The following is a 13,545-nucleotide window of genomic DNA, read 5'->3' as shown; positions in this document are numbered from 1 at the left end:
CAAGTCAGAGGCTGGGCCTGGGTCCGGGGCCAAGTCCGAGGCCGGGGCCAAGTCTGGGTCTGGGGTCAGGTCTGAGGCCAAGTCCAAGTCCGGGTCTGGGGCCGAGGCCGAGGTGGAGGCCGAGACCACTGTGCGGGACGCGATCAGCGCGCCCGACGCCCAGGGGAACCCGCGCCGCACCACGCGGCGCTTCCCGCTGTTCACGCGGGACACGGCACGGCCCGAGGGCGGCGGCCGGGCCGCGCCCCGGGACGCCCCGGCGCCCGCGCGCCAGTGGCCCATCCTCACCGTGCTGTCCACCGTCGCGCTCGGGCTCCTGCTCACCGCGCTCGACGCGTTCCGCGTCGGGACGATCCTGATCGGCGTGGCGCTGCTCGCGGGTGCGGTGATGCGATGGATGCTGCCCAGCGTCGGCATGCTCGCGGTCCGCTCCCGCTTCACGGACATGCTCACCTACAGCGTCCTGGGCATCGCCATCGTGGTGCTCGCGCTGATGGCGCAGCCCAGCCCGTGGCTGGAGATCCCGTTCCTCGACGACACCCTGCACTTCACGGTTCGCTGACCGGCGGACGGCTCCCAGGGCCCGCCCTCTCCTTCCGGGAGGGCGGGCCCTGTCGTCTCCCCGGCCACGCGTGCGGGTCCGGCAAACGACGGCGGCCCATCCTCTCCCCCGAGTCAAGGACGGGCCGCGATCGGGCGAGCGTTCCGCCCGGGGTCAACCCTTGTGCACGCGAACGTGCCGTTCAACAGCCCGCGGTCCCCTGTGGCACGGAAGTGACCATTCCGGCACGGTGTGCGCGCCCTATGACAGGAACCGGCCCAACTCCGCCTCGCGGCAGGGTCATTGCGATACTTGATCTTCTGCCCCATGGGGCATGTGTCAGGGGAGGTAGGGGGAGGGAATGCCGCGTTGGAAGGCTCTGCCGGATGAACTCGATCCGCGGGTGACGGAGTTCGTCGGCCAGTTGCGCCTGCTCGTCGACCGGAGCGGGCTGGACCTCGCGGCCGTGGCCGACCGCACGGGCTACGCCAGGACGTCCTGGGAGCGTTATCTGAACGGCGGGCTGCTCGCGCCCAAGGGGGCGGTCGTCGCGCTCGCGGAGGTGACCGGGGCCAGTCCCGTGCATCTGGCGACGATGTGGGAGTTGGCCGAGCGTGCCTGGAGCCGGTCGGAGGTGCGCCGCGACTCGGCGATGGAGGCGATGCGGATGTCCAGGGCGCGGGCCGCGCCGGAGCCGCGGGACGCGCGGCCTGCGGGGGCCGGTGCGGGGGGCTCCGCTCGGCGGAGGCGGCTCTGGACCGTGATCCTCGCGGGTGCTGCGGGGGTTCTGGTCGTCGTCGTGGCCGTCGTCCGATTCACCGGCGGCGGGGAGAAGGCGGCTTCCGGCGGTGTGCCGAAGGCGTCGGCGGCCTCCGTGAGCGCTCGGCCCGAGCTGCCGCCCGGGGTGAAGTGCGGCGGAGCCTCGTGCGCCGGGAAGGACCCGGAGACCATGGGCTGTAGTGGCAGGCTGGCCACGACGACCACCAGTGTGACGGTGGGGGCCGCGCTGGTGGAGGTGCGGTACAGCGCGACGTGCGGGGTCGCCTGGGCCCGGGTCGCGCGGGCGGGGGTGGGGGACCGGGTCGAGGTGTCGGCGCCGGGTTCCGCCGGGACGCGGACGGCTGTCGCGGGCACGGACGTGTACACGTACACACCGATGGTCGCCGTGAAGGACGCCGGCTCCGTGAAGGCTTGTCTGGTGCCGAGTTCGGGGCGACGGGAGTGCACCTCGTAGTGGGTTCGTTCGCGGGTGCGGCTTCGGTCCGGTGGGTGGGTGGGTCGGGGCCGTGCCGGTGCATCAGCCCGTCGCCGTCGGTGAGGAGTGGGCGTCGGTGGCGACGGGCATCGATGTACCGGCACGTCCCCTCGCGCCGTATTCCGGCTGCGGGTGCATCGTGGTGACCGGCCCATATTTCGGCCCCGGCCAGGGGAAGTTTCAGCCCCTCGTGTGCGTGATTTTCAGCCCCTCCGGCGATTGAGGAGCGGGGGTGCGGTGGCGGGGGCCCCGGGGTCGGGTCGGGTAGGGGCGGAGGGGGCGAGAAGGAGGTTGTGGGCAGGGGTGGAGGAAACTTCCGGTTTGGGGGGTTGAGTTGGTTCCGAGGGGGCAGGGGCCTCGTACCCCCACGGGATCCGGTGCTGTCGGGAAGGAGGGAGATTCCTTCCCGCGAGCCCCCGGTACCCCCCTTTGGCGGTCGCCGAGTTCACCCTCTCCCGAGCCCGGCGACCGCCAACCCCGGGTCATCCCGGGACATCTGTGGGGTGGGCCACACGCACCCTGACGTCCGGCGTCCCGGATGCGCGATAGCCTGACGGCGGATCTCTCTTGACGCCGAGAGATCGATCATCGGGACCTTTGATCGATCATTGCGGTGGTTGCAGGGGACGATCCTGCACCCGGGGCAGGGACGCCCCACCGCCAGCTGTCATACGGAGAACGCCATGACTCGCACTCCCGTGAACGTCACCGTCACCGGCGCGGCCGGCCAGATCGGTTACGCCCTGCTCTTCCGCATCGCCTCCGGCCAGTTGCTCGGCGCGGACGTGCCGGTCAAGCTGCGCCTGCTGGAGATCACGCCGGCGCTGAAGGCCGCCGAGGGCACCGCCATGGAGCTCGACGACTGCGCCTTCCCGCTGCTTCAGGGCATCGACATCACGGACGACCCGAACGTCGCCTTCGACGGCACCAACGTCGGTCTGCTCGTCGGCGCCCGCCCCCGCACCAAGGGGATGGAGCGCGGTGACCTGCTCTCGGCCAACGGCGGCATCTTCAAGCCGCAGGGCAAGGCGATCAACGACAACGCCGCCGACGACGTCAAGATCCTGGTCGTCGGCAACCCGGCGAACACGAACGCGCTGATCGCCCAGGCCGCCGCTCCGGACGTACCCGCCGAGCGCTTCACCGCGATGACCCGTCTGGACCACAACCGCGCGCTGACCCAGCTCGCGAAGAAGACGGGCACCACGGTCGCCGACATCAAGCGTCTGACCATCTGGGGCAACCACTCCGCCACCCAGTACCCCGACATCTTCCACGCCTCGGTCGACGGCAAGAACGCCGCCGAGGTCGTGGGCGACGAGAAGTGGCTGGCGGAGGAGTTCATCCCGACCGTCGCCAAGCGCGGTGCGGCGATCATCGAGGCCCGTGGCGCGTCCTCGGCCGCCTCGGCCGCCAACGCCGCCATCGACCACGTCCACACGTGGGTCAACGGCACCGCCGAGGGCGACTGGACCTCCATGGGCATCCCGTCGGACGGTTCGTACGGTGTGCCGGAGGGCCTCATCTCCTCCTTCCCCGTCACCACGAAGGACGGCCGGTACGAGATCGTCCAGGGCCTGGACATCAACGAGTTCTCCCGCACCCGCATCGACGCCTCCGTCAAGGAGCTCGAGGAGGAGCGCGAGGCGGTTCGCGCCCTCGGCCTGATCTGATCCGGCGCGAACCGGGCTGAGCCGGACCGAGCCGGACTGCTGTCCGGCCGGCCCGACTCGGCGGCGTTCGTTCCGCGGCGGTACCCGTGATGCCCGGGTGGTGATCAACCACCCGGGCATCCGTGTGTTCGGGGGTCATTGGGCGTAGGGAAAGTACGCGCCGAACGTATGTGCTTTGTCGCCATAAAGAGGGGTGCCGATGGCGAAAACCTCACTATGGTCGTGAGGTGCGGTCCGCCGGGGGGCTGGGCGCGGCAGGGTACGGCGGACAACACGCCGGGATCGGGCCGTCGGGTGGGGCCGACGGGGAGCGGGGGCGGCATGGCGCAACGATGGGACGCGGACCGTCGGCAGTGGGTCGACGACGGTACGGGCCCGGCGGACGGCGGGGTCCAGGACGGTGCGGACGCCGGCGGAGCGCCGCCGGCCGGGGACCAGCAGTGGTGGGCGGCGGCCACGCAGACGGGTCCGCCGCGACCCGACGCCTTCCCGCCCGCGGGCTTCACGCCGCAACAGCCACCGCTTCCTCCGCAACAGCAGCAGCAACAGCAGTGGGCCCAGGCGCAGCAGCAGGCCCAGGCCGCCTGGTCGCACCAGCAGTCGCAGCAGCCGCAGACCTGGCCCGGCGGGGTGATGCCGCCCGGGAACGGTGGCCGGCCGCCGGGTTCCGGTGACGCGCGGAAACTGCTTCTGGTGATCGTGGCCGTGGCCGTCCTCGCGGGCGGCGTGGGCGGGGGACTGTGGGCGGTGACCCGGGGTGGCTCGGCGCGCCATCCGCAGGCGCACTCCTCCGGTCCCTCGGTCGGCGTCACGACTCCACAGCCCGGCGTCACGCCGGAGAACTCGAACGTCTCCGGCGGCGAGGGCACGTACACCGCTCCGGCCGTGAGCACCGCACCGGCGCCCGCTCCCGGGTACAGCCGCTCGGTCGATCCGGTCGGCTACACCGTGGACGTGCCGTCCGGCTGGTCGCGTCAGGAGAAGCAGGGCAAGCTGGCGCCCGTCGTCACGTACACGGCACCCGGCGGTGACCGCAGCCTCCTGGTCTTCGAGATCAAGGAGGACTCCGTGGCGGAGTCCTCGGCGCAGGCCCAGTCCATCGCGGAGGGCGCCCAGGACTACCAGTACCTGGACCGGCGCAGCGGCAGCGACTGGACGGAGTTCAGCTACCGCTACGACAGCAAGCAGACCGGGCCCACCCAGAACATCGACCACCGGTTCCAGGCCGCCGACGGTACGCCGTACGCCATCGTCGCCAGCAGCCCGCCGGGCACGGACATGACCGAGCAGCTCACGACGGCCGTGAACTCCTTCTGCCCGAGCGGGTACGCCTGCGCGAACCCCACCTGAGACCCGCTCGACGCGGCGGCTGCCATCCGTTGACGGGCAGCCGCCTCTCTCGAACCGGTGCGCCGCGTACGCATGTCACTTCAGGGCGCCCGTTCCTGTCCCTTTTCGTGGGATTTTTCAGTGACCCGGAGCACTTCGGACGCCCGATCGCGCATGCGGCGGGGGCCGAAGGGCAGGTGCTCACAGCTCACGGGGGCGAAACCACCGTGACGCAGGGGGATCGAACAGGAACGGAAGGCAACACCGACCATGGCAGGACAGCAGGCAGAACAGACCATCCACGTGGGCGGCGAGTGGCGCCCTGCGCTCTCCGGAGCGACACGCGAGATCCTCGACCCCGCCGATGCCGAGCCGTTCGCCGTGGTCGCCGAGGGTGACGAGAAGGACGCGGACCTCGCGGTCGCCGCCGCGCGCCGCGCCTTCGACGAGGGCCCCTGGCCGCACACCCCCGTCGCCGAACGCGCCGCCCTGCTGCGCCGCGTGGCCGATCTCCTGGTCCGTGACCGCGAGACGCTCGGGCTGCTCGAAAGCCGTGACGCGGGCAAGACGGCGGAGGAGGGGCGCGTCGACATCGACTGTGTCGCCGACGCCTTCCGCTACTTCGCCGACCTCGTGGTGGGAGAGGGCGGCGGCCGCGTCGTCGACGCCGGATCGGCCGACGTCCACAGCGTGGTCGTGCACGAACCCGTCGGTGTGTGCGCCCTGATCACCCCCTGGAACTACCCTCTGCTCCAAGCCAGTTGGAAGATCGCCCCGGCCCTCGCCGCCGGCAACACCTTCGTGGTCAAGCCGAGCGAGATCACCCCGATGACGACCGTCGCCCTGCTCCGGCTGCTGGCCGAGGCGGGCCTGCCCGAGGGGGTCGCGGGTCTCGTCACCGGCCCCGGACACACCGTCGGCGCCCGCCTCGCCGAGCACCCCGACGTCGACCTCGTCTCCTTCACCGGTGGCCTGGCCAGCGGGACGAAGGTGGCGCGCGCCGCCGCCGACACGGTCAAGAAGGTCGCGCTCGAACTCGGCGGCAAGAACCCCAACATCGTCTTCGCCGACGCCTGCGCCACCGCGGAGGGCTTCGACACCGCCGTCGACCAGGCGCTCAACGCCGCCTTCATCCACAGCGGTCAGGTGTGCTCGGCCGGTTCCCGGCTCATCGTCGAGGAGTCGGTGCGCGAGCGCTTCGTCGCCGAACTCGCCCGCAGGGCGGGCGCGATCCGCCTCGGCCGCGGCACCGAGGACGGCGTCGAGTGCGGACCGCTGGTCTCCGAGGGACAGCGCGCGAAGACCGAGGAGTACGTCGCCTCAGCGCTCGCCGAGGGAGCGGTGCTGCGGGCCGGCGGCAGGCGGCCCGAGCCGTCCGAAGTCCGGCCCGCCACCGGGTACTTCTACGAGCCGACCGTGCTCGACCAGTGCCACCGCGGGATGCGGGTCGTCCGCGAGGAGGTCTTCGGACCCGTCCTGACCGTCGAGACGTTCGCCACCGAGGACGAGGCCGTCGCGCTCGGCAACGACACCGAGTACGGCCTCGCGGGCGCCGTCTGGACCGCCGACGCCGGCCGCGCCCGCCGGGTCGCGGGGCGGCTGCGCCACGGCACCGTCTGGATCAACGACTTCCACCCCTATCTCCCGCAGGCGGAGTGGGGCGGCTTCGGACGCAGCGGCGTCGGACGCGAACTCGGCCCCGCCGGGCTCGCCGAGTACCGCGAGAGCAAGCACGTCTACCAGAACCTCGCGCCGAAGCCCGTCCGCTGGTTCGCCGGCTGACTCCCGCCGACCGGCGAACTCCCCACCTTCCCAGGACTTCTGGAGCACCCCTTCATGTCCCAGCACGAGAACACGTACGACTACGTCGTCATCGGCGGCGGCACCGCGGGCTCCGTGATCGCCTCCCGCCTCACCGAGAACCCGGATGTCAGCGTCGCCGTCATCGAGGGCGGCCCCAGCGACGTGGGACGCGAGGACGTCCTCACCCTGCGCCGCTGGATGGGCCTGCTCGGTGGTGAGCTCGACTACGACTACCCGACCACCGAACAGCCGCGCGGCAACTCGCACATCCGGCACAGCCGCGCCCGGGTGCTCGGCGGCTGCTCGTCGCACAACACCCTGATCGCGTTCAAGCCCCTGCCGTCCGACTGGGACGAGTGGGAGGCGGCCGGCGCCAAGGGCTGGGGCGCGGCGGGGATGGAGGCGTACTTCACGCGGCTCCTGAACAACATCGTCCCCGTCGACGAGAAGGACCGCAACGCCATCGCGAGAGACTTCGTGGACGCCGCCCGGTCCGCCCTCGACGTGCCGCTGGTCGAGGGCTTCAACCGGCAGCCCTTCACCGAGGGCGCCGGCTTCTTCGACCTCGCCTACCACCCCGATGACAACAAGAGGTCGAGTGCCTCGGTGGCGTATCTGCACCCCGTGATGGACGAGCGGCCCAATCTGACACTCCTGCTGGAGACCTGGGCGTACAAGCTGGAACTCGACGCGAAGCGGGTCACCGGCGTGCACGTCCGCACGAAGGACGACGAGGAGGTGCTCGTCCACGCGCGCCGCGAGGTCCTGCTGTGCGCGGGCGCCGTCGACTCGCCCCGCCTGCTGCTGCACTCCGGCATCGGACCCGCCGGTGACCTGGAGGAGCTGGACATCCCCGTCGTGCACGATCTGCCGGGCGTCGGCGAGAACCTGCTCGACCACCCCGAGTCGGTGATCGTCTGGGAGACGCACGGACCGATCCCGGAGAACTCCGCGATGGACTCCGACGCGGGACTCTTCGTGCGCCGAGACCCCGGACAGGCGGGCCCCGACCTGATGTTCCACTTCTACCAGATCCCCTTCACGGACAATCCGGAGCGCATCGGCTACGAACGGCCCGCGCACGGCGTCTCGATGACCCCCAACATCCCCAAACCGCGCAGCCGCGGCCGCCTCTACCTCACCAGCGCCGACCCGACCGTCAAACCCGCCCTCGACTTCCGGTACTTCACGGACGAGGACGACTACGACGGCCGTACCCTCGTCGACGGCATCAGGATCGCCCGTGAGATCGCCGCGGCCGAACCGCTCGCCGGCTGGCTCAAGCGGGAGGTCTGCCCGGGGCCCGACGTCACCGGCGACGAGGAACTCAGCGCGTACGCACGCCAGGTCGCGCACACCGTGTACCACCCGGCGGGAACCTGCCGGATGGGTGAGGTCATGGACGAACTCGCCGTGGTGGACCCCGAGTTGAGGGTCCACGGTCTCGACGGCATCAGGATCGCCGACGCCTCCGTGTTCCCGGCCATGCCCGCGGTGAACCCGATGATCGGGGTGCTCATGGTCGGCGAGAAGGCGGCCGACCTGATCGGCGGTGACGCCCGATGAACACACCTACCGAGAACACCGAGAACATCCGGAGCACCGAGAACACCCGGAGCGCCGGGAACGCCGTGCCCACGACCGCCGAGAGCACCGCCCCCGGCACCGTCTTCTCCGTACGCGGTCTGTGGAAGGTGTTCGGTCCGAAGGCCGACCGCGTCCCCGGCGATCCCGAACTCGCCTCCCTGGACGCCGCCGCGCTGCGCGAGGCCACCGGCTGCACCGCCGCCGTCCGTGACGTCGGCTTCGATGTACGCAAGGGCGAGGTCTTCGTCGTCATGGGCCTGTCCGGTTCCGGCAAGTCCACCCTCGTACGCTGCCTCACCCGGCTGATCGAACCCACCTCGGGCAGCCTCGCGATCGACGGCGAGGACGTCCTCGCGATGGACAAGGGACGGCTGCGTGAACTGCGCCGCCACCGTGCCGCCATGGTCTTCCAGCACTTCGGCCTGCTGCCGCACCGCACGGTCCTCGACAACGTGGCCTACGGCCTGGAGATCCAGGGCGTCCCGCGCGAGGAACGCCGGAAGCGGGCCGCCGAGGTCGTGGCCAAGGTCGGCCTTGAGGGCCTGGAACAGCGCAGGCCCGCGGAACTCTCCGGCGGTCAGCAGCAGCGCGTCGGACTGGCCCGCGCGCTCGCCGTCGACCCCGAGGTCCTGCTCTTCGACGAGCCGTTCAGCGCGCTCGACCCGATGATCCGGCGCGACATGCAGGAGGAGGTCGTGCGGCTGCACCGCGAGGAGGGTCGCACGATGGTCTTCATCACCCACGACCTGACCGAGGCCCTGCGTCTCGGCGACCGCATCGCCCTGATGCGCGACGGCCGGATCGTCCAGCTCGGCACCCCGGAGGAGATCGTCGGCTCCCCGGCCGACGCCTACGTCCGCGAGTTCGTCCGGGACGTGCCCCGCGAGCAGGTCATGACGGTCCGCACGGCCATGCGGCCCGGGGACTGCGGCGGCCCGGAGCACCCCGGCGCCCTCGCCCCCGACACCGTGGTCGCCGACGCGATCAAGGCCGTCGCCCGCACCGGCCGCGCCGCCTGCGTCGTCCACGAAGGCCGCTGCCTCGGTGTCGTCGACCAGGAGCGGCTGCTCCAGGTCGTCGCGGGCCCGGACGCGATCGGGGAGGCGGCGTGATGGCAGCTGTCACCGCATCCGCTCCCCGTACGGTCCTGCCCGGCCGACTGCGGCACCCGGCCGTCGGCAAGCTCGCGCTGCTCGCCGTCGTCGCCGCGGTGCTCGTACCGCTCGCCGAGGCCCGCTGGTCCGGCGGCAGCTGGCCGCACGCCCTGACCGTCGACCTGACCGGACCGCTCGGCCGGGCCGGCGACTGGATCATCGACAACCGCGACAGCCACCCGCTGTTCCTGTACTTCTTCGGCTACGTCAGCAACGCCGTCGTCCTGTCCGTCCGCGCCGTCTATCTGCTGCTCCTCGCGGCCGGCTGGGCCGGAGTCACCGGCCTGGCCGCGCTGGTGGCCTGGCGGGCCGCCGGAGTGCGCCAGGCCCTCGGCGCGGGGGCCGCGTTCCTCGTCTGCGGACTGCTCGGCATGTGGGTGCCCACCATGCAGACCCTCGCGGTCATGACGGTCGCCGTGCTCGCCTCCGTCGTGCTGGGCCTGCTACTCGGCCTCGCCGCCGGGCTCTCCGAGCGCACCCACCGCGCGCTGCGCCCCGTCCTCGACACCATGCAGGTGCTTCCGGCGTTCGCGTATCTGCTGCCCGTCGTGCTGGTCTTCGGCATCGGCGTCCCCGCGGCCGTGCTCGCCACCGTCGTCTACGCCGCCCCGCCCATGGCCCGTCTCACCGCGCTCGGCCTGCGCGACGCCGACGAGGGGGTGATGGAGGCCGTCGCCTCCCTCGGTGCCACCGCCCGCCAGCGCCTGTTCACCGCCCGCCTCCCGCTGGCCCGCAAGGAACTCCTCCTCGGCCTCAACCAGACGATCATGATGGCGCTGTCCATGGCCGTCATCGCCTCCGTGATCGGCGCCGGCGGCCTCGGCGACCGTGTCTACCAGGCCCTCGCCTCCGTGGACGTGGGCGCCGCCCTCTCCGCCGGCATCCCGATCGTGCTCCTCGCCGTCGTCCTCGACCGGGTCACGGCCGCCGCCGGGGAACGGATCGGAGCGGCCCGCGGGAACCCGCCCCGGCTGTACTCGGCGCTCGCCGCCGTCGCCGTCGTGGCCCTCGCCCTCACCGGCCGGCTCACGGGCGGCACTGACTGGCCCGACGCCTGGGTGGTGAACATCGCCGAGCCGGTGAACAGCGCCGTCGACTGGATGACCGGGCATCTGTACTCGGGCGTCCCGTACATCGGCGGCACCGCCGACTGGGCGGGCCACTTCACCACCTGGGTCCTCGACCCGCTCCGGGACGGACTCCAGTGGCTGCCCTGGTGGGCCGTCCTGCTGGCCGTCGCCGCCCTGGCCTGGCTGATCGGCACCTGGCGCACCGCCCTCACCGCCGTCCTCGCCATGGCCGCGATCGGTGTCCTGGGCGCGTGGAAGCCGTCCCTGGACACGCTCTCCCAGGTGCTCGCGGCGGTCGCCGTGACCCTGGTGCTCGGCTTCGCCACCGGGATCGCCGCCGCGCGCAGCGAACGCTTCGAGCGTCTGCTCCGGCCCGTGCTCGACGTCTTCCAGACCATGCCGCAGTTCGTCTATCTCATCCCCGTGGTCGCGCTGTTCGGTGTCGGCCGCGCCCCCGCCGTCGCCGCGGCCGTGGTCTACGCGCTGCCCGCCGTCGTCCGCATCACCACCCAGGGGCTGCGGGCCGTCGACCCCGCCGCACTGGAGTCGGCCCGCTCCCTCGGCGCGACCCCCGGGCAGCAACTGCGCCAGGTCCAGCTCCCGTTGGCGCGGCCCGCACTGCTGCTGGCCGTCAACCAGGGTGTCGTCCTGGTCCTCGCCGTGGTCATCATCGGCGGCCTGGTCGGCGGTGGCGCGCTCGGTTACGACGTCGTGTTCGGCCTGGCCCAGGGCGACCTGGCGACCGGGCTGGTCGCGGGCGCCGCGATCGTCTGCCTCGGACTGATGCTCGACCGGGTGACCCAGCCGACCGGGCGCCGCGCGAAGAAGGGAGCCTGACATGCGACTTCGTACGACATCCGCGGTGGCCGGAGCCTCGGCCCTGCTGCTGCTCACCGGCTGCGGCGCCGCCGACATGACCAAGCAGGCCTCGCCCTTCGCGAACGCCCGGGGCGCCAGGACGGTGACCCTGTCCGTGCAGTCGTGGGTCGGCGCGCAGTCCAACGTGGCGGTGGCGCAGTACCTCCTCGCCCACGAGATGGGCTATCGCGTCGACACCGTGCAGGTCGACGAGGTGCCCGCCTGGGACGCCCTCAGCCAGGGCCGTGTCGACGCCATCCTGGAGGACTGGGGCCACCCCGACCAGGAGAAGCGGTACGTCGAGGACAAGAAGACGATCGCGCCCGGCGGGGACCTGGGCGTGACCGGCCACATCGGCTGGTACGTCCCCACGTACTTCGCGCGACAGCATCCCGACGTGACGAACTGGAAGAACCTGAACAAGTACGCCGACCGGCTCCGCACCCCGGAGAGCGGCGGCAAGGGACAGCTCCTCGACGGCTCCCCGTCGTACGTCACCAACGACAAGGCGCTGGTGAACAACCTGAAGCTGAACTACCAGGTCGTGTTCGCCGGTTCGGAAGCCGCGCAGATCACGCAGATGAAGCAGTTCGCGAAGGAGAAGAAGCCCTTCCTCACGTACTGGTACTCCCCGCAGTGGCTGTTCGAGAAGGTCCCCATGACCGAGGTGAGGCTGCCCGCCTACAAGGAGGGCTGTGACGCCGACGCCGCGAAGGTCGCCTGCGCCTACCCGCAAACCCCGCTCAAGAAGTACCTCAACGCCGACTTCGCGAGGACCGGCGGCAAGGCGGCCGCGTTCCTCAAGAAGTTCAGGTGGACCACCGGGGACCAGAACGAGGTCTCCCTGATGATCGCCAACGACAAGCTGACCCCCCAGGAGGCGGCGAGGAAGTGGGTGGAGCGCCACCGGTCGACCTGGAAGGCGTGGCTGCCGTCGTGACCCGAACACCGCTCCGGACCCGGCCTAGGATCTGAGCTTCGCCGCGACGTCCGCCAGTGCCTCGGCCGCCCGGCGCTGTAGGCCCGGGCCGAACGTGACGCGGGTGGCGCCCAGTTCACCCAGTTCGGCCGGGGACACCCCGTCGATCCCGGCGAACGCGTTCAAGGGCCCCCGGATGCCGGACCGCAGCAGCGGAAGCGCCTCGGGCGGGGCCCCGATCGGGTACACGCAGTCGGCACCCGCCGCGACGTACAGCGCGGCCCGCCGGACGGCCTGCCCGGGATCGCCGTCGCCGTACGCGAAGACGTCGACCCGGGCGTTCAGGAACAGCCGGTCCGCCGCCTCGCTCCGCACCTCGGCCAGCCAGTCGGCGTGCCGGTCCGCGTCCTGGAGGACTCCGCCCTCGGAGTCCTCCAGGTTGCAGCCCACGGCGCCCGCCTCCAGCAACCGCTCCACCAGTTCCCGGGGCGCCAACCCGTAGCCGCCCTCGACGTCCGCCGACACCGGCACCTCGACCGCCCGGGCGATCCGCGCGACCGCGGCGAACATCTCACCGGCGGGCGTCCGCCCGTCCTCGTACCCGAGCGAGGCGGCCACCCCGGCGCTCGGCGTGGCGAGCGCCGGGAAGCCCGCGTCCGCGAACACCCGGGCGCTCGCGGCGTCCCAGGGCCCCGGCAGCACCAGCGGATCGCCCGGCATCCGCCCGTGGTGCAGCGCCCGGAACCGCTCCGCGCCGCTCGCCGCCGCGTGCTCCCCGCCCACGCCCGGCGCCGTCACTTGTGCCCGCCCGGCCGGTAGTGGCCCGGCACCATGCGGCACGTCACGGCGAACCGGTTCCAGGCGTTGATCACCGTGATCGAGGCGATCAGCTGGGCCAGGTCGGCCGCCTCGAAGTGCCGGGCCGCGCGCTCGTACACCTCGTCCGGAACGAAGCCTTCAGTGATCACGGTGACGGCCTCGGTCAGCTCGATCGCCGCGAGCTCCTTCTCCGTGTAGAAGTGCCGCGACTCCTCCCACGCGCCGAGCTGGATGATCCGCTCCACGCTCTCGCCCGCCGCGAGCGCGTCCTTGGTGTGCATGTCCAGGCAGAACGCGCAGTGGTTGAGCTGCGAGGCGCGGATCTTCACCAGTTCCAGGAGCGTGGGGTCCACCCCGCGCCGGGCCGCCGCGTCGAGCCTGACCATCGCCTTGTAGACGTCGGGGGCGAGCTCGGCCCAGGCCAGCCGGGGGGCGTGCTCGGGCACGTACGGCGCGCCCGCGGCGGGAGCGTCCCGGGTCGTCGGGGTGTGCTGTGTGGTCGTGTCCTGCGTCGTCATGCCATCGACCCTACGAGGG

Annotated in this window: 11 protein-coding genes; 9 read left to right on the top strand and 2 right to left on the bottom strand. The window is 71.9% G+C overall.

Annotation, left to right across the window (positions count from 1 at the left end; genetic code table 11):
* Positions 1 to 112: 112 nt before the first annotated feature.
* From ACZ4AA_RS06790 to ACZ4AA_RS06750, 9 genes are all read left to right on the top strand, one after another.
* Complete coding sequence (locus ACZ4AA_RS06790) at positions 113 to 562, top strand: DUF3017 domain-containing protein (RefSeq protein ID WP_467596551.1); 450 nt, start codon at positions 113 to 115, stop codon at positions 560 to 562.
* 340 nt (positions 563 to 902) lie between these two features.
* Positions 903 to 1,775 (top strand): XRE family transcriptional regulator, encoded by an 873-nt coding sequence (locus ACZ4AA_RS06785; RefSeq protein ID WP_467596548.1) that lies wholly within the window; start codon positions 903 to 905, stop codon positions 1,773 to 1,775.
* Between the two features lie 704 nt (positions 1,776 to 2,479).
* Positions 2,480 to 3,469, top strand: coding sequence for a malate dehydrogenase (locus tag ACZ4AA_RS06780; protein ID WP_467596545.1), 990 nt, complete (start codon positions 2,480 to 2,482; stop codon positions 3,467 to 3,469).
* 321 nt (positions 3,470 to 3,790) lie between these two features.
* Positions 3,791 to 4,819 carry a hypothetical protein gene (locus ACZ4AA_RS06775; protein WP_467596542.1) on the top strand — a complete coding sequence of 343 codons (1,029 nt, stop codon included), beginning with the start codon at positions 3,791 to 3,793 and terminating at the stop codon, positions 4,817 to 4,819.
* Between the two features lie 249 nt (positions 4,820 to 5,068).
* Positions 5,069 to 6,580 carry an aldehyde dehydrogenase family protein gene (locus ACZ4AA_RS06770; RefSeq protein WP_467596539.1) on the top strand — a complete coding sequence of 504 codons (1,512 nt, stop codon included), beginning with the start codon at positions 5,069 to 5,071 and terminating at the stop codon, positions 6,578 to 6,580.
* 54 nt (positions 6,581 to 6,634) lie between these two features.
* Complete coding sequence (locus tag ACZ4AA_RS06765) at positions 6,635 to 8,167, top strand: GMC family oxidoreductase (protein ID WP_467596536.1); 1,533 nt, start codon at positions 6,635 to 6,637, stop codon at positions 8,165 to 8,167.
* Positions 8,164 to 9,300 carry a quaternary amine ABC transporter ATP-binding protein gene (locus tag ACZ4AA_RS06760; protein ID WP_467596533.1) on the top strand — a complete coding sequence of 379 codons (1,137 nt, stop codon included), beginning with the start codon at positions 8,164 to 8,166 and terminating at the stop codon, positions 9,298 to 9,300. The genes ACZ4AA_RS06765 and ACZ4AA_RS06760 overlap by 4 nt, the downstream gene beginning before the upstream one ends.
* Complete coding sequence (locus ACZ4AA_RS06755; RefSeq protein ID WP_467596530.1) at positions 9,300 to 11,249, top strand: ABC transporter permease; 1,950 nt, start codon at positions 9,300 to 9,302, stop codon at positions 11,247 to 11,249. Before ACZ4AA_RS06760 ends, ACZ4AA_RS06755 begins: the two co-directional genes overlap by 1 nt.
* 1 nt (position 11,250) lies before the next feature.
* On the top strand, positions 11,251 to 12,210 hold the full coding sequence (locus ACZ4AA_RS06750) for an ABC transporter substrate-binding protein (protein ID WP_467596526.1): 960 nt from the start codon (positions 11,251 to 11,253) through the stop codon (positions 12,208 to 12,210).
* A gap of 24 nt (positions 12,211 to 12,234) precedes the next feature.
* Here ACZ4AA_RS06750 and ACZ4AA_RS06745 read toward each other — a convergent pair whose 3' ends face one another.
* Together ACZ4AA_RS06745 and ACZ4AA_RS06740 are read right to left on the bottom strand one after the other, a co-directional pair.
* A complete protein-coding gene (locus tag ACZ4AA_RS06745) occupies positions 12,235 to 12,987 on the bottom strand; it encodes an isocitrate lyase/PEP mutase family protein (protein ID WP_467596522.1) in 753 nt (250 codons plus the stop codon).
* Entirely contained in the window at positions 12,984 to 13,526 is a 543-nt protein-coding gene (locus ACZ4AA_RS06740; RefSeq protein WP_467596519.1) for a carboxymuconolactone decarboxylase family protein, read from the bottom strand. The genes ACZ4AA_RS06745 and ACZ4AA_RS06740 overlap by 4 nt, the downstream gene beginning before the upstream one ends.
* Between the last annotated feature and the right edge of the window lie 19 nt (positions 13,527 to 13,545).

It is taken from the genome of Streptomyces sp. NPDC024698 (assembly GCF_055559015.1).
This window is presented reverse-complemented; position numbering and strand designations above follow the sequence as displayed.